The following is a 17,172-nucleotide window of genomic DNA, read 5'->3' on the forward strand; positions in this document are numbered from 1 at the left end:
TTTTTATTTTCGCAGCATGGTATTAACCGATACACATACGCACCAGTACTATGAAACCGACCCGGTAAAAAAGGCCGGTTTAATGCAGCGCTGCCTGGAAAACGGCATCAGCAGGCTATTTTTACCCAATGTGGATTCAAGCTCCATCGCTTTGATTAATGACATGGTGGCCACCTATCCGCAAAACTGCTTTGCCATGCTTGGCCTGCACCCCTGTGATGTGAAAGAGCACTGGCAGCAGGAACTGGATACCATTTATGCCGCTTTACAGCAAACCAAGGTATACGCCATTGGCGAAATTGGCATTGACCTGTATTGGGACAAAACTTTTATTGCCGAGCAGCAAATTGCCTTTAAGCAACAAATTGCCTGGGCCAAAGCCGCCAATCTGCCCATTGTGATACATTGCCGCGAGGCTTTTGATGAAGTGTATGAAATTTTGCTGGAAGAGCATGACGAAAAGCTGCGCGGAATTTTCCATTGCTTTTCGGGCACGCTTGAACAGGCACAGAAGATTATCGATCTGGGCTTTTTTCTGGGTATAGGCGGTGTAGTTACCTACAAAAATGCCGGACTGGATAAAATAGTGCAACAGATTGATTTAAAACATCTGGTTTTAGAAACGGATTCTCCGTACCTTACGCCTGTACCCTATCGCGGCAAGCCCAACGAAAGCTCATATCTGATACACGTGGCCCAAAAAATGGCCGATTTGCATCAAACCAGCATAGAAGAGGTTGCTGCTATCACTACCCAAAATTCGAAGGTAATTTTTGGTGTGTAGGTACTAACTAATTGATTTTTTCAGCTTAACCAATTATATAAAATGTGTCAAATATTGATCATCTATACCGGGGGGACAATCGGTATGATGAGCGATCCGAAAACTAAAGCGCTCGTACCCATCAACTTTGAGCAGATCATGGAAAACGTTCCCGAACTGGAGCGTTTAAACTGCCGTATCAATGTACACTCTTTTGATGAGGTAATTGATTCATCGAACATGAATCCTGAAATATGGAGCCGCCTGGCCCAGCTTATTGAAAGCAACTATGACAAGGTAGACGGCTTTGTGGTGCTGCATGGCTCGGATACGATGGCCTTTTCGGCATCGGCCCTGAGCTTTATGCTCGAGAACCTGGCCAAGCCAGTCATATTCACCGGTTCGCAGCTTCCTATCAGCGCCATCCGTACGGACGCGAAGGAAAACCTGATGACGGCCATCGAAATAGCCAAAGCCAAAAAGAACGACAAAGTGCGCGTGCCCGAGGTTTGTATCTACTTTGATTACAAGCTTTTCCGCGGAAACCGGGCCTTCAAGTACAATTCATCTAAATTCGAAGCTTTCCGCTCGCCCAATTACCCGGTACTGGCCGAATCGGGCGTACATTTACGCTTTAGCATCAATGACATTCGCCAGCCAAGCGGCGATCAGCTCATCATACACAAAAACATGACGAATGATGTTGCTGTACTGAAACTGTACCCCGGCATCAGCCCTAAAGTGGTGGAAACCATCGTGAATTCTGACGTGCGCGGCATTGTGATGGAAACCTTTGGCTCTGGCAATACCACTACCGACCAATGGTTTATTGACCTGCTTAAAGGCGCTATTGACAGCGGTAAAGTCATTGTAGATATATCGCAATGTAAGGTAGGCACTGTAGAACTGGGCCGGTATGAAACCAGTAAGCTATTGAAAGACATCGGCGTAGCCAACGGTTACGACATGACATTTGAGGCCGCCATTACCAAAACCATGTACCTGCTCAGCCAGTTTGATGACCCTAACGAAGTTCGCCGCTGGATGGAAACCGATATACGCGGTGAGTTAACGGTATCCTGATATACCTTATCTTAAACCTACTTAGCAGTAACCCCGGCCATGCTTCATGCATACCTGGGTTACTGCTTTTTTATTTTAGTGCTAAATGTGCAGCTTAATTTGGCTGACTTAAGCCCGGGCATGTATCTTTACGGCCATGCAACACATCACCTGGAACGACTTTGAAAAGGTAGAACTGCGTGCAGGCACCATACTGGAAGTGTTTGATTTTCCGGAAGCGCGCAAGCCTGCGTATAAGCTGAAAGTAGATTTTGGTCCGCTGGGCGTAAAGTGGTCGAGCGCGCAAATCACTAAGCATTATACGAAGCAAGAGCTGATTGGCCGGCAGATATTGGGTGTAGTGAACTTTCCGGAAAAGCAGATTGCAAACTTTATGTCGCAGTTTTTGGTTACCGGTTTGGCTGATGAGGATGGAAATATTGTGCTGGCTGCTATTGAGCGGCCGGTACCTAACGGAAGTAAATTAATTTAATGCGATATATCAGTTTTGATAATGAGAATACCGTATCGCCCGACGAGTTTTTTATGAACGAGGCGCTACGCGAGGCCCGGCAAGCTTATGCCGAAGATGAAATACCTATTGGTGCTATTGTAACCTGCCAGGGCAAAATTATAGGCCGTGGCCATAACCTGACCGAGCGACTGAACGACGTATCGGCCCATGCCGAAATGCAGGCCCTTACAGCGGCTGCCAATTACTTGGGCGGCAAATACCTAAAAGATTGCACGCTGTATGTAACTATGGAGCCCTGCGTAATGTGTGCGGGTGCATCATACTGGTTTCAGATAGGTAAAATTGTGTTTGGCGCTTATGATACCCGGCTGGGATTTGGGCGGTTGAACCAAAAGATCACCCACCCAAAAACGCTGATTACCGGCGGCATTCGTGAGAATGAGTGTGCCGAACTGGTACGCGACTTTTTCAGGAGCAAGCGTTTAAAAAGTTAACATTAATCTGAACAAATATGATAGCCAACCCTTTATATTTGCAGCGATACATCTTTTTTTAACCTTAAAAACTACGCATTATGGCATTTGAATTACCGGCGTTACCTTACGCTACCGATGCACTGGAACCGCATATTGATAAAGCTACTATGGAAATACACCATGGTAAGCACCACCAAGCTTATGTAACCAACTTAAACAAAGCTTTGGAAGGTAAACCAGAGGCTAACAGCAGCATCGAAGAAATTGTAAAACACATCTCTAAATATCCTGCTGCAGTACGTAACAATGGTGGTGGCCACTACAACCACACTTTGTTCTGGACTTTATTATCACCAAACGGTGGCGGTCAGCCAACAGGCGAACTTGCTGAGGCTATCAAAAGCACCTTTGGTTCTTTTGACGAACTGAAAACCAAAATGAACGAAGCCGGTGCTACCCGTTTCGGTTCGGGCTGGGCTTGGTTAGTGGTTACTGCCGATAAAAAACTGGCCGTAACTTCAACGCCTAACCAGGACAACCCATTGATGGACTTACCTGAAATCACCGTAAAAGGTACGCCAATTTTAGGTATTGACGTTTGGGAGCATGCTTACTACCTGAAATACCAAAACAAACGTCCGGATTACTTAGCGGCCATCTGGAACGTAATTAACTGGAATCACGTAGCTGAGTTGTATAACAAAGCAAAATAATTGCAGCCTCCTTTAAAACAGGAAGCAAATTATAACTAAAGCCACTGCAACATATTTGCAGTGGCTTTGTTGTTTATATACAAAACCAATCAAACACCACACATTACATTAAACATTATAAGGAGGGGTTATGAAAAAAGCCGTTCTGCCCGGCTTAATGGTGGCTATGCTGCTGTTAAGTAGTTGCGATGTCATAAATGGCATCTTTAAAGCCGGATTGTATGCCGGCATTGTGTTAGTCATTATCATTGTAGCCATCATCATTTATTTTTTCAGCAAGTTTAGCGGCGGTAGTAACCGCTGATATTATATTTATTATGAAAGCAGTTGTATTAACAGGAGCGGATGAGCCGCTTACCTATAAAGAAGTTGAGAAACCGGCATTAGGCCCCGGCGAAGTTTTGGTACAGATTAAGGCTGCGGCCTTAAACCGCCGCGATTACTGGATCTCTATCGGCAAGTATGCCGGCATTAAGTATCCAACCATATTAGGATCAGACGGTGCGGGTATTGTAGCCGAAGTAGCCGATGATGTAGATAAAGCATTGATTGGTAAAGAGGTCATCATCAACCCATCACACGGCTGGGGCGATAACCCTGATATACAAGGGCCTGACTTTAAGATTTTAGGCTTACCCGAAGACGGCACACTGGCCGAATACGTCAAAGTAAAAGCCGAATATCTGTACGATAAGCCAACGTACTTAACCTTTGAGCAGGCTGCTGCTTTACCTTTGGCTGGTTTAACGGCCTATCGTGCCCTGTTTACCAAAGGGCGTGCTAAAGCGGGCGATAAAGTGCTGATTGTAGGCGCAGGCTCGGGAACCGGCACCTTTATACTACAATGGGCTGTGGCAGCAGGGTGCCAGGTGTTTGTAACCTCGGGCAGCGGCGAAAAAATTGAGCGTGCCCGCCATATGGGTGCGGCAGCCGGTGTAAGCTATAAAGCGCAGGATTGGGCCGAAGAATTGCAACACCTGGCTGGTGGATTTGATGTAGTAATTGACAGTGCCCTGGGTAAAGATTTTGCCAAGATACCGGCCTTATGCAAACCCGGTGCACGCATTGTATTTTTTGGCGCTACGGCAGGTAACATTCCCGAACTGGATGCACGCCTCATGTATTTTAAACAGATACAGATATTGGGCAGCATGATGGGTACATCGGACGAATTTAAGGCAATGCTTGATCTGGTAAACCAGCACCAGCTAGTACCTGTAATTGACGAGGTGATGCCATTGGCCCAAACACAAAAGGCTGTTGATAAAATGGGCAACTCGGCGCAGTTTGGCAAGTTGGTTTTAACCATATAATGGATGCTGCAAGTACGTGTTGAAGCCATAAAGCCCGAAACGGCTGATACGGCTACCTTTTATTTGAAGCCGGTATCAGGCAATCCCGTAGTTTACAAAGCAGGCCAGTTTATTACATTGGTCATCAATCATCATGGCGAAGAAATAAGGCGATCCTATTCCCTTAGTTCTTCGCCCGATGAAGATTTGCTCTCGATTACCGTAAAACGGGTAGCGAACGGCGAGATATCCCGTTATTTACTTACCTATGCCAAAGTAGGCGATGTATGGAATGTAGTTGAGCCGGCAGGGCGGTTTACACCACCGGCCAATGCCCGTGGTAAAGAGCTGTTTTACTTTGCAGCAGGCGGCGGTATACCACCGGTATATGCGCATATAAAGTACCTGTTAAAGCACGAAGCCAATTGCCACTTAACACTTTTTTACAGCAACATCAATCCGCAATCTGTTATTTACAAACAACAGTTGGACGAGCTAGCCAGCCGGCACCCTGATCAATTGACTGTTATTCATCTTTTAAGCAGCGAGGTAAACCGGCTTAATAACATCCTGGTAGAAAAGCTGGTTAAACAGCACGTTAAGCAAAATATGAACGCTGCTGAGTTTTACCTATGCGGACCATTTACCTATATGCGTATGGTGCGGCTTACGCTACTATACATGGGCATAGTGCCCGGGCAAATTCACCGCGAAACTTTTGTGTTGGAAACCGTACCTGCCAGCACAGCAGTCAGCAATTTTGCCCCGCATAAGGTACGTGTCTATTTTAACCACGAATGGCATGATTTAATGACCGGCGAAAACCAAACAATTCTGCAAGCCGCCTTGCAAAACCAACTGCACCTGCCCTATAGCTGCGCCAATGGAGTATGCGCCGCCTGTGCCGTGAAATGTAAAAGCGGCCAGGTTACCATGGTAAAAAATGAGGTACTTACCGATGATGAAATAAAACAGGGCTGGGTACTCACCTGCACCGGCTATGCCATGAATGATGGCGTACAGTTAGATTACGACATGTAGCTAAAATCAACAATATAATTATACACAAAAGCCATTCTGAGCGTAAAGTATTTTACTACGCCCCGAATGGCTTTTGATGTTTATGTTATGTTTGAGGCCTTACAGCGTAGTTGTTTGTGATGTAACGCGCGGCTTCATAAATACCCGACGCGGCTGCGTTGTATTGCCAGACGGCTGAACAACTTCTAATTTTTTTACTTTTTTTCCTTTACTCTTTTTACGTTTACCCAGCCAAATAATGATGCCGGTAACGGGCAAACTGGCTGCAACCAGGCTGGCTAAAAAAGCTAATATTTTGCCGGGCAGCCCCCAGATGGCACCTACATGGATATCGTAGTTCATACCAATCAGCTTCTCGCCATTGTTCTTGTCTTTGAAGTTTTCACGACCGAGCAATTTGCCAGTATACTGGTCAAACTGCAACATATCAAAATCATAAAAAACTTCTTTGCCCCGGTAGCCCGAAGCATATATTACGCCCTTGTTTCCAAACGCCGGCGACATGCCTATACGATCTGCATCAGCAAATTCCCGCCGGGCGGTATGAAAGGCAATATCCATGGGGTTGCTTAGTGCCTTAGCGGTCGTATCGGAGGTAAACACACGCGGCGCAGGCGGCGTAGTGGATTGCGATGCTACCACATAAACCGTTGCCTGGAACCACTTCATGGCCCATACCATACCGGTAAGCCCCAGTATAAGTGCAAACAGCATGGTATAAAAGCCGGGCACATTGTGCAAATCATAATTCACACGCTTAAAACTGGCTTTCCACTTTATTTTAAAGCTTTTATTAAAATTCGCCCGCCGTAGATTTTTGGGCCACCAAAGCACTAGTCCGGTGATAAGCAGTATAACAAAAATCAGCGTACTGTAGCCCACAATGGGTTGTCCATATTTGTTATTGAGCAGCAGGCTCCAGTGAATATATTTCACAATAACAAAAAAGTCGGTTTTATAATTGTGCCTGCCGGTTATCTGCCCGGTATAAGGGTTCACAAAAACAGACTCATAAATATTGATAGTATCAAAAAACCAAAAAGCATCGGGGTTACCCTCCTGGTAACGCATAAACTCCCAGGCCCTGCCCACATCTTTATAAGTGGTAACAAAAGACGCATCACCCTGTAACGCCGTTTTGGCAATACCATTAAGCTGTGTAAATGGTAAAGGCCGGGCTTGCACCGGTGCCTTTACAAACATTTGCTCCTGGTATATCACCTCAGATAGCTCTTTCTGAAAGCAAAAAAGGCAGCCGGTAACAGCCACTATAAACACCACAAGCCCGGATATAAATCCGAGCCAGCGGTGAACGAACAGGATGAATTTCTTGGTTCGCGTCATAAGCAATTTGTTTAAAACTTATAGCTTGCAGTTAAAATAAATTGACGAAGCTTTTGAGGGTTAATCGTAGTATAACCGGTAAAATAGTGCTCATTAGTAAAGTTATTAGCTGCCAAACCAAAGCGATATCTTATTCTGTCTATAAAAACATTAGCGTTAAGTACAGTATAACTTGGCAATGAGAATGTTCCCTGACTTACGCTATTAATCACTTTATTCTCGCTTGCATAATTACCACCCAATCCAACACCTAAGCCTTTAACAGCGCTTTGTGGTAAACGGTAGCTTACATACCAATTAGCTAAGTAAGGTGAACCGGCTGTATTGGGTCTTAAATTTAATACATCAGCGTCTGCTTTGGTATATTTTGAGTCATTATAAGAAAAGCCGGCAACAATATTAACACCACTTACAGGATTCGCTACTACTTCGGCTTCAAAACCGCGACTGCGCTGGGTTCCGTCCTGTATTTGAGCGCCAGCTAAGGTTGTACCAACAGCACCACGTAAAACATTAGTTAGTTTAATATTATAATAGCTAATAGTTCCGTTTAACTTTCCGTTGAACAAGGCCATTTTCACACCACCTTCTATCTGATTAGCGTTTTGTATATCGGCTCTAACTGTACTACCGGTTGTATTCAGAAAATATCCCGGATTAACAAAACCGTTCTGATAGTTGGCAAATAACGAAAGCTGATCTTTTAATGGTTGAAATACTAAACCGAATTTAGGAGAGACAGCTGTTTGGTTGTAAGATGGTGATGTAAGCACACCATCAGTCCGGTAATTCCCTCCATTACGGTAATGATCAACACGTACGCCGGCCGAAGCAAACAGTTGCTCGGTAATATTAATTACATCCGAAGCATAGGCACTGTAAGTGTTCGTTTTATAAATGTAAGGGTAAGTATTATCTACAGTAAGTGGGTTTGCGTTATTAGTTTGATCTACCAAAATTTTGTTGAAACTACCGTAATCGTATGTTGGGCTATTACGTGGCGCAGATCCATAAAAATTACTAAAGAACAACTGATTAGAGTTTTGATACTGGTAATCCAAGCCTATTACTAAACGGTTGCGTAATGTACCGATGTTGAAATCGCCGTTGATATTTTCCTGAATTTGAATAGCATTGAGTTTAGAATTACGAGTCGACTGATCGTAACGCAGTATATAATTATTTTGCCCCTGAGAGTAAACGCCGCCAGGCTGCGGAGCTACAACCGAATCAGCTGCTAGATAAAAGTATGGACTGGCACCGTTGGAATAGCTATTGGATGTAGAGAACAGTGTCTGTGATGTAAACTTGTCAGAGATTTTATAATTAACCTGCGCATAGTAGTTGCTGCTACGGGTACGTTGTGTAATATCATCGTTTACATAAGCTTGTTTGTAATCAATATTTGCCTGATTAGCATTACTTATACCCATCTGACGCGGCGTTGACAGAAAGAAGAAGAACGGACGTGCTGCCGAACGGCCATAAAAAAGTTCAGCCTCCAACAAAATTGACAACCTGCTATTAGGCTTAATAGCTAAAGTTGGCGCTGCTAAATAGCTGCGATTAAAACCGTAATTCTGGAAGCTACCTTCGTACTGATAAGCCGTATTAAGGCGAAAAAGCACTGTCTTGCTGGGATTTAAAGGTGTATTAACATCAACTGCAGTACGGCTAAGTTCGTAGTTACCTACGGTATGGCTTACTTCAGCGCCAAATGATTCGTATGGCTTTTTGGTAACACGGTTAATTAAACCTCCAAATGAGGTTAAGTTACTACCATACAGAGTACCTGATGGGCCTTTGATTACTTCAATACGCTCAATATTTGCAGCATCTATACCACTGGTTACTAATCCGGCAATACCATTACGCAAACGGGCTTGCGTTACAAAACCACGTTGTGAGTAGTAAGCACCACCATCACCGGCACGTCCGGTTGCATCCCAAAGCTTTTGTATACCTGGTGCATTCCGTACAGCATCATCAACTGAAAGTACTTGCTGCTCTTTAATCAATTCATTAGTAATGGTACTATATACCTGCGCATTTTCTAAGGGAGCTAATGGTATCTTTGATGCATCAACACTTGCCTTGCGGGTAAAGCGGTTATTTGTTGCGCTGATAGTAACATCATTCAAAGCATTACTGCTTGTGTTTATGCTTACAACAGGTACAGTGATAACTTGGTTAGCTTTTACTTCAACAGAAGTTTCTGAACTTTGCGTACCAATAGATGATATATGTAACGTATAAGTACCGGGAGCTGCTTTAAAGCTATACTCACCGTTCTCGTTGGTAATGGTACCGTATTTGGTTCCTTTTAAAGATACCGACACATTATCGGCAGGTTTATTATCAGAAGTAAGCACTTTACCTTTAATGGTGCCCCTATTTGGTTGGGCAAACACCATGCAGGCAGATGCTATAATAAAAAATGTAGTTAAGAACAGGTTGTAAAGTTTTTTCATTGTACTATTTAGACCAATTACAAATAATGGTCAAAAGTATCAATTCAGCACATACAAACAAAGTTATTTTGAATAAATCTAAATAAACAGAGCATTGTGTTATAGGGTTTTAACTTATGGATACAAAACATTTTATAAAAAGAAAATATATGCACCTGAATTAAATCTGAATTATTAACCACTTTTGTACTTTGCAGAATATAGTTAGGCAATAATTGCATCAGGTAACTACTATGCTTATTCTGAGTAAATTATGTATGAATTACACCAACAGAAATTTTACATAAAATCAGAAATTTTAATCATCTCGGTTTTATTTTTCTATTTTAGAAGCGCTACTACAATACACTGATGCAGTTTTTAGACGAAGGCTCTGGGGAGGATGAATTAATTAAACTGCTGCTTAAAAGGCAGTGGGAGTTAAATTCGTTGCTGGAGGTTACGCAGGCTATTAATAAAAACACGTCTGCACCTGTACTGATCCAGATGCTGGAGGTAATTTTAAAAGGTTACCTGCAGGTGGGCAAGCTGCGCTTTTTAATTGAAAAGCAGGGCAGCTTTGTATGTGTATCCAAATTTGGCGGCGATTTTGAAAGCTTACCTGTACTGCACCGTGCCTGTTTAAAACTTAAAAAAGTAAAAGCAGCAACTTCACTGGCCGACCATCCCGATCCGGTATTACGTTCTTACAATTATGTGGTGCCTATTTACCATAAAGGCAGGGCGCTGGCCTATGCCCTCATAGGAGATTTCAACATTTCGGGCGAGATGCTGAGCAATGACCTGAACTTCATTCAAACGCTCATCAACGTAATTGTGGTGGCCCTTGAAAACAAGCGGCTTTTCCGCGAGCGACTGGAGGCCGAGCGTTTTAAGCGTGAAATGGAGTTGGCCGTTGAAGTACAGAACATGCTGATACCGGTAAAGCTGCACAAAGACACCGCCGTTGAGGTAAGCGCCCAGTACCTCCCTCATCAGGATATAGGCGGCGATTACTTCGACTTTTTCCGTTTAAACGACCATGAGTTTTTATGGTGTATTGCTGATGTATCGGGCAAGGGTATTTCGGCTGCATTGCTGATGGCCAACTTCCAGGCCAGCCTGCGTGCCTGGGCCACGGTTGAAGATGACCTGGCCACTGTAGTAAGGCGCCTTAATAAAATCGTAATCAAAAACACCAAGGGCGAGCGTTTTATTACGCTGTTTTTGGCCAAGTACAACGAGCAGAACCGCACCATGTACTACATTAATGCTGGCCACAACCCACCCGTAGTACACAACGGTACAGAAACTGCATCATTAAAGCTGGGCACCACCATGATCGGTGTGTTTGATGATCTCCCCTTCATCAACCAGGGCGAAATGATGATGCAGCCCGGCAGCCTGGTTTTTAACTACACCGATGGCCTGATGGACTATGAGGTGGAACAGGGCGTGCAATGGAATGAGGAAAGACTGGTGGAGTTTGTAAAAGAGAATTATGAGCTTACGCCCGAAAAATTTAATCACGCATTACTGGATTACTTAAACCGTACGGTAAAAAGCCGCCGTATTGATGATGTAACTTTGCTTACCCTGAAAATATTTTAGCATTACTTGCGTTACCTTTGCAAGCTATGTTATCAGCACGTTATCAGTTTGAATTGTTGGAAGCCGGATGTGATGAGGCCGGTCGCGGTTGCCTGGCCGGGCCCGTATTTGCCGCCGCTGTAATTTTACCTCCCGATTTTACCCACCCGCTACTTAACGATTCCAAACAGCTTAATGAAGCTACCCGCTATGCCCTGCGTACCGAAATTGAACAGCAGGCCCTGGCCTTTGCCGTAGCATCGGTAAGTAATACCGAAATTGATGAGATCAACATTCTGAATGCCTCCTTTTTGGCTATGCACAGGGCCATTGATCAATTGCAGCTTGAACCTGCCTTTTTGATTATTGATGGTAACCGTTTTAACAAACACCCTAACATACCGCATCAATGTATCGTAAAAGGCGATAGTAAGTACTTTAGCATTGCTGCGGCATCCATCCTGGCTAAAACCTACCGCGATGATTATATGTTACAAATAGCGGCTGAACATCCCGAATACGACTGGCACAGCAACAAGGGCTATCCTACATTAAAGCATCGCACTATGGTTTTACAGCATGGTTTTACGCCGCATCACCGCCGAACTTTCAATGTCACGGATAAGCAACTAAGCATATTTTGACTTTGATTGAGCCGGCCTGTTGGGTACATTTGTTAGCAACCACATCGTAAACCTCTGTGAAAATACTTATAGTTACTCATTTAGCCCCTTTTCCGCAAAATAGCGGGTATCCGATAGTGGTAGGCAATACCATTAGGGGACTGATTGCTATGGGACACGAGGTAGCGCTGTTTTCATTACACCCCAAAAAGCAACGCCACCATCAGGAACAACAGCCTGATGAGTTATTAAAACAGATCAAGTTTTACAAGCATTATATTGATACCAGCATAACTATAGGCCGGGCTATATCCAGCTTATTTAACCGGAAGCTGTATACGATAGACCGCTACTACAATGCCGACTTTGAGCGCTTACTGGTGCAGGAGGTAAAACTTGGGCATTATGATATCATTCAGTTTGAGGGTTTGTTTGCAACACCCTACTTGCAGGCAGTGCGTAAAGCAACTACGGCTAAGCTTATTTACCGTGCACACCACATAGAGCATTTGGTATGGGAGCGCATGGCACACCAAAAGCACGATCCGGTAAAACGCTCGTACCTGAAAATGATTGCCAAGCGGGTTAAAAAGTACGAGCTGCAGCAACTCTTGCAGTTTGACGGCCTGGCCGCTTTTACCGCTCAGGACCGGGAATTGATGACCGAGTATGGCGCTAAGGTACCGGTAGAAGTGCTACCTGTAGGTATTGATTTGTCGCGCTATGAACCCGACCTGAGTAAAACTGAGTTTCCGAGCTTGTTCTTTTTAGGCGCAATGGACTGGATGCCTAATCGCGAGGGTATTGAGTGGTTTCTGGACACATTCTCGAAAGAGCTGACCGATGGCGATCTGCGCGTTCGCTTCTACGTGGCCGGCAATGATATACCCGAGCGCTTCGACGATTACGAAGTAATGGGCAAAATTTACATTCAGGGCGAAGTTGATGATGCATTGGAATTTGTAAACAGCAAAGCCATTATGATTGTGCCCCTGCTTTCGGGCGGCGGCATGCGTGTAAAAATTGTAGAGGGTATGGCCATGCAGAAATGCATTATATCTACCTCCTTAGGCGCCGAAGGTATTACCTACGAGAACGGCAAAAACATCATTATTGCCAATACGCAGGAAGAGTTCCACCGTGCTATTAGGCGATGCATATCTGATGAAAGCTACTGCAAACGCATCGGCCTTAATGCCCGCGAACAGGTACAAAAAAATCACGAAACCAATATGGTTACCCATAAACTCGTCGATTTTTACCAACAAGTACTTTCAGCCTCGGTTTAGCCTTATTTTTTGCTACTTTTGCGGCCAATAACGCTTTCTTTTATACCCACAAAAAAGTTATTGGATGAAAAACACCGCTTTAACCGCCATTCATATTCAGGAAGGTGCCAAAATGGTACCCTTTGCAGGTTATAACATGCCCGTGCAGTACGCCGGTATTAACGTTGAGCATGATACTGTTCGCAAAGCCGTTGGCGTATTTGATGTAAGCCACATGGGCGAGTTTATTTTGAAAGGCGACAAAGCGCTTGATCTCATCCAGCAGGTAACCAGCAATGATGCTGCTAAACTTTACGATGGTAAAGTACAATACTCCTGCCTGCCTAACGAAACCGGCGGCATTGTAGATGATTTACTGGTTTACCGCATTGACGAGAAAACTTACATGCTGGTAGTTAATGCTTCCAATATTGAAAAAGACTGGAACTGGATCAGCAAGCACAATACTTTCGGTGTGGATATGAAAGATATATCAGACCGCACCTCACTGCTGGCTATCCAGGGCCCTAAGGCTGCCGATGCTTTGCAAAGCTTAACGGATATAGACCTAGCATCAATGGAGTATTATACCTTTAAAAAAGGACAGTTTGCCGGTATTGATAATGTACTGGTATCGGCCACGGGCTATACCGGCGCAGGCGGTTTCGAAATTTATTTTGATAACGAGCATGCCGAGGCTATCTGGAAAGCAGTATTTGAAGCCGGTGCGCCATTCGGTATTAAACCTATCGGCTTAGGCGCCCGCGACACATTGCGTCTGGAAATGGGCTTTTGCCTTTACGGTAATGATATTGATGACACTACCTCGCCGCTTGAAGCAGGCTTAGGCTGGATCACCAAATTTACCAAGCCATTTACCAACTCCGAAGCGCTTCAACAGCAAAAACAACAAGGCGTATCACAAAAACTGGTAGGCTTTGAAATGGTTGACCGCGGTATTGCACGCCACGATTATGAAATTGTGGATGCCGAAGGCAACAAAGTTGGTCGTGTTACATCAGGCACGCAGTCGCCATCGCTGCAAAAAGCAATTGGCATGGGCTATGTAAAAACCGAGCTGGCCAAAGAAGGTACCGAGATCTTCATCAAGATACGCGATAACAAGGTAAAAGCCCAGGTGGTTAAACTGCCTTTCTTTAAGCAATAAAATACTTAACACCGTCATTACGAGGAACGAAGCAATCTTTAAATTTACCAGGGCAATTTGCTTGTCCTCCGCAGAGATTGCTTCGTTCCTCGCAATGACGTTTTGAATTTATGGAATCAAAATGTTTAGAAGTATGCCTTACGCCGGCCCTGTTGCCGCTGTATAAGGTAGAGGAATATATTGTTGTAATTATTGATATTTTCAGGGCGACATCGTCCATCTGTTATGGTATTGAAAACGGTGCTGAGGCTATTATACCGGTATCACAAGTTGAGGAGTGTGCCGCGTATAGAGAGAAAGGCCTGGGTTACTTACTGGCAGCCGAAAGAAACGGCGAGGTGGTAACCGGATTTGATTTTGGAAATTCACCCTTTGCTTATACTGCCGAAAAGGTTGCCGGCAAAACTGTAGTGCTAACCACCACCAACGGCACCCATGCGTTGCACCTGTCGCGCAATGCCAGGCGGGTAGTTATCGGCTCATTCCTAAACCTCACAGCCTTATGTAACTGGCTTAAAACGCAGCAAGAAAACATCCTGATGGTTTGTGCCGGCTGGAAAAACAACTTCAACCTGGAAGATACCTTGTTTGCAGGTGCTGTAGTTGAGCAGTTGAAAGACGGCAACTTTAAACTGGACGACCCGGCCATTGCCGCCAACGACCTGTACCAGTTAGGCAAACACGACATTAGCGAATACCTGAAAAAAACATCGCACGGCGAGCGCCTTAAAAAATTAGGTATCGAAAAGGACATTGCCTTTTGCCAGCAAATTGATTTAACCACGGCCATACCGGTACTGGAAGGCGAAAAGCTGGTAAAGCTCCAATCTTAGGAAAAACAATTAGACAGTTGGTCTGAACTGCATAAACCAAACGCTATTTACACTAACATAAAAGCCTGCTAACAATTAGCAGGCTTTTATGTTAATAACTCTTGTTTAGCAATTCATTCACTTTCAGTACCATGCACGAGGCTCAGCTTGATATTTTCCGGCAGATGGGAGCGCTATCAAACGATGTTTACTTCGTTTTTGATACGGCTGCCATCAAGTTCATTTATGTTAGCAAGGCGTTTGAAACAATTTGGGCAATGCCTGCCGATACCGTATTGTATTCGCCTTTATCGCTACTGAAAACCATACATCAGGAAGATAAGCAAGACGTGATGGATAGCTACCATGAGTTTAAGCAAGAGCAGAAAGCGCGCAAATTTGAATTTCGTATCCAACTCCCAAATGAAACATTAAAATACATTCGCCTGAGCGTTTACCCTATTCAGGATGGAGATGCGGTAAACTTTACGGTGGGCATTGCCGAAGATATTACGGTATTGAAAAGGAATATCTTTTATATGGAAAAGATCAATGCCCGTAAAAATTCATCACTCGAAATTTTAGCACATGATTTGAAAGGCCCCCTGGGTATGATCAGTATGCTGGCATCCGGTATAGAGCGCGAAACTATAGCCGATAATAAAAATCACATCCTGCAATCAGTACAAATGATTCAGGATATGTGCAAACGAAACATTGCGCTGATAGGCAATATTGTACAACAGGAGTTTTCGGAGTCGATTGAAGTTGAGCTGCGTAAAGAACGTGCTGACTTAGTTTGGGAGATTAATGATGTGGTGCAAAACTATAAAAAGCATGAAGATGATCTGGCCAAAACTTTTACATTGCACAGTACGGTACCCAAGCTTTATATTGCGATAGATAGCCTAAAATTTATGCAGGTTATCAACAACCTCATCTCAAACGCAATCAAGTTTACGCCCGATAACGGGGTTATCGAACTTACCATCCAGGATCTGCAACGCAGCGCACTGATTATGGTGCGCGATAATGGCATTGGCATCCCTGCCAACATGCACCCTTACCTGTTTGAACGTTTTACACGGGCCCGCCGCAATGGCCTGCACGGCGAAGAACCTGTTGGCTTGGGTATGTCTATCATCAAAACTATTGTAGAACTGCACGGCGGCAAAATATGGTTTGAAAGCCAGGAAGGCGAAGGCTCTACCTTTTATATTGAAATCCCTAAATAAATATTTCTTACCCTCCTGTTATTCATAAAACCAGGCAGCTATTTTTCCCGTATAAATAGCTATTACGCCGTAGCATCTTATATATTTCCGCTACTTTAACTACTTGACTTTTAAGGAATATAATTAAACCATTAACAGGATTTTTCATCTATAATATATGGAAACGGTTTTTGCAAAGTTACCTAACCATTTAATGAGCATGGGTAAACGTGAGAGGGATAATCCAAAGATAAACGCCCGCAAGGATATGTTTATGCTTTTGGAAGATGAACGGGAATGGATTGTGCAACTATTGCAGGAAGACATAGGTCAGCTGCTTTCCATTACTGCGATGGAGCTGTATGGCGATAAAAACCAGGCAGCTAATTTGCACTTAACGATGGCGCTAACCAAGTTGCGCGCACTTGTTTTTGAGCTGAAGCCTTACTTGTTACAGCACTTCGATTTGCATACGGCTATTACCGAGCTTTTTAAACACAGGTTTAATGCAAATCCCGACTGCTGTTCGCTTAAAATACAGCCACAGGAAATGAGTAGCCGTATGGAAACGGCCGTTTTCAGGCTGGTGCAAAAAGCGCTAAGCCACGTGGCATCGGCGCGCCTTTCATGCTGCGAATTTCATGTAAGCTATGTTAATCAACTCGTTCAGCTGCAATGCCGGTTTGAGGTACAACCGTCGGATATATACCTGATGGAATCCAATCATCATGAAACAGCGCTGCAAAATGCACTGCAAACCCTGGTATATATATTCGGTGGGAAATTGAGCTGCCGGTCACTATCAGACAACCAAATGGAGTTTGTTATTCTGTTGGACGAGGAGCAGTTACCCTAAGTTTCTGATCACTAAAATTTAACTA

At 44.1% G+C, this 17,172-nt stretch carries 17 protein-coding genes; 15 read left to right on the forward strand and 2 right to left on the reverse strand.

The window, feature by feature from the left end; genetic code table 11:
• The first annotated feature begins 16 nt into the window (after nt 1-16).
• The 8 genes from KHS38_RS19165 (at nt 17) to KHS38_RS19200 (ending at nt 5,822) form a co-directional block, all read left to right on the forward strand.
• Nucleotides 17-784 carry a TatD family hydrolase gene (locus KHS38_RS19165; protein WP_213490173.1) on the forward strand — a complete coding sequence of 256 codons (768 nt, stop codon included), beginning with the start codon at nt 17-19 and terminating at the stop codon, nt 782-784.
• A gap of 42 nt (nt 785-826) precedes the next feature.
• Nucleotides 827-1,846 carry an asparaginase gene (locus KHS38_RS19170; RefSeq protein ID WP_213490174.1) on the forward strand — a complete coding sequence of 340 codons (1,020 nt, stop codon included), beginning with the start codon at nt 827-829 and terminating at the stop codon, nt 1,844-1,846.
• A 136-nt stretch (nt 1,847-1,982) separates the two neighbouring features.
• On the forward strand, nt 1,983-2,318 hold the full coding sequence (locus tag KHS38_RS19175; RefSeq protein WP_213490175.1) for a tRNA-binding protein: 336 nt from the start codon (nt 1,983-1,985) through the stop codon (nt 2,316-2,318).
• A complete protein-coding gene (locus tag KHS38_RS19180; RefSeq protein ID WP_213490176.1) occupies nt 2,318-2,794 on the forward strand; it encodes a nucleoside deaminase in 477 nt (158 codons plus the stop codon). The genes KHS38_RS19175 and KHS38_RS19180 overlap by 1 nt, the downstream gene beginning before the upstream one ends.
• 80 nt (nt 2,795-2,874) lie before the next feature.
• Nucleotides 2,875-3,489 carry a superoxide dismutase gene (locus KHS38_RS19185; RefSeq protein ID WP_213490177.1) on the forward strand — a complete coding sequence of 205 codons (615 nt, stop codon included), beginning with the start codon at nt 2,875-2,877 and terminating at the stop codon, nt 3,487-3,489.
• Nucleotides 3,490-3,619: 130 nt separating this feature from the next.
• Complete coding sequence (locus KHS38_RS19190) at nt 3,620-3,793, forward strand: hypothetical protein (protein WP_213490178.1); 174 nt, start codon at nt 3,620-3,622, stop codon at nt 3,791-3,793.
• Nucleotides 3,794-3,806: 13 nt separating this feature from the next.
• The gene (locus tag KHS38_RS19195) at nt 3,807-4,802 is read left to right on the forward strand and encodes a zinc-binding dehydrogenase (protein WP_213490179.1); all 996 of its coding nucleotides are present in this window, start codon (nt 3,807-3,809) and stop codon (nt 4,800-4,802) included.
• 3 nt (nt 4,803-4,805) lie between these two features.
• A complete protein-coding gene (locus KHS38_RS19200; protein ID WP_213490180.1) occupies nt 4,806-5,822 on the forward strand; it encodes a ferredoxin--NADP reductase in 1,017 nt (338 codons plus the stop codon).
• 99 nt (nt 5,823-5,921) lie between these two features.
• Here the strand turns inward: KHS38_RS19200 and KHS38_RS19205 are convergent, their stop codons facing one another.
• Nucleotides 5,922-7,166, reverse strand: coding sequence for a PepSY-associated TM helix domain-containing protein (locus KHS38_RS19205; RefSeq protein ID WP_213490181.1), 1,245 nt, complete (start codon nt 7,164-7,166; stop codon nt 5,922-5,924).
• Between the two features lie 11 nt (nt 7,167-7,177).
• Entirely contained in the window at nt 7,178-9,637 is a 2,460-nt protein-coding gene (locus KHS38_RS19210) for a TonB-dependent receptor (protein WP_213490182.1), read from the reverse strand.
• Nucleotides 9,638-9,988: 351 nt separating this feature from the next.
• Here KHS38_RS19210 and KHS38_RS19215 point away from each other — a divergent pair, with 351 nt between their 5' ends.
• From KHS38_RS19215 to KHS38_RS19245, 7 genes are all read left to right on the forward strand, one after another.
• Nucleotides 9,989-11,227, forward strand: coding sequence for a PP2C family protein-serine/threonine phosphatase (locus tag KHS38_RS19215; protein WP_249665484.1), 1,239 nt, complete (start codon nt 9,989-9,991; stop codon nt 11,225-11,227).
• A gap of 26 nt (nt 11,228-11,253) precedes the next feature.
• Nucleotides 11,254-11,850 carry a ribonuclease HII gene (rnhB, locus tag KHS38_RS19220; protein ID WP_213490183.1) on the forward strand — a complete coding sequence of 199 codons (597 nt, stop codon included), beginning with the start codon at nt 11,254-11,256 and terminating at the stop codon, nt 11,848-11,850.
• Nucleotides 11,851-11,906: 56 nt separating this feature from the next.
• Complete coding sequence (locus tag KHS38_RS22490) at nt 11,907-13,118, forward strand: glycosyltransferase family 4 protein (protein ID WP_213490184.1); 1,212 nt, start codon at nt 11,907-11,909, stop codon at nt 13,116-13,118.
• Nucleotides 13,119-13,182: 64 nt separating this feature from the next.
• Nucleotides 13,183-14,265 (forward strand): glycine cleavage system aminomethyltransferase GcvT, encoded by a 1,083-nt coding sequence (gcvT, locus tag KHS38_RS19230; protein WP_213490185.1) that lies wholly within the window; start codon nt 13,183-13,185, stop codon nt 14,263-14,265.
• Nucleotides 14,266-14,375: 110 nt separating this feature from the next.
• A complete protein-coding gene (locus KHS38_RS19235; RefSeq protein WP_213490186.1) occupies nt 14,376-15,098 on the forward strand; it encodes a 2-phosphosulfolactate phosphatase in 723 nt (240 codons plus the stop codon).
• Nucleotides 15,099-15,229: 131 nt separating this feature from the next.
• Entirely contained in the window at nt 15,230-16,312 is a 1,083-nt protein-coding gene (locus KHS38_RS19240) for a PAS domain-containing sensor histidine kinase (protein ID WP_213490187.1), read from the forward strand.
• Nucleotides 16,313-16,469: 157 nt separating this feature from the next.
• On the forward strand, nt 16,470-17,147 hold the full coding sequence (locus tag KHS38_RS19245; RefSeq protein WP_213490188.1) for a sensor histidine kinase: 678 nt from the start codon (nt 16,470-16,472) through the stop codon (nt 17,145-17,147).
• Nucleotides 17,148-17,172 lie beyond the last annotated feature (25 nt).

This window comes from Mucilaginibacter sp. Bleaf8 (assembly GCF_018390515.1).
Taxonomy (GTDB): domain Bacteria; phylum Bacteroidota; class Bacteroidia; order Sphingobacteriales; family Sphingobacteriaceae; genus Mucilaginibacter.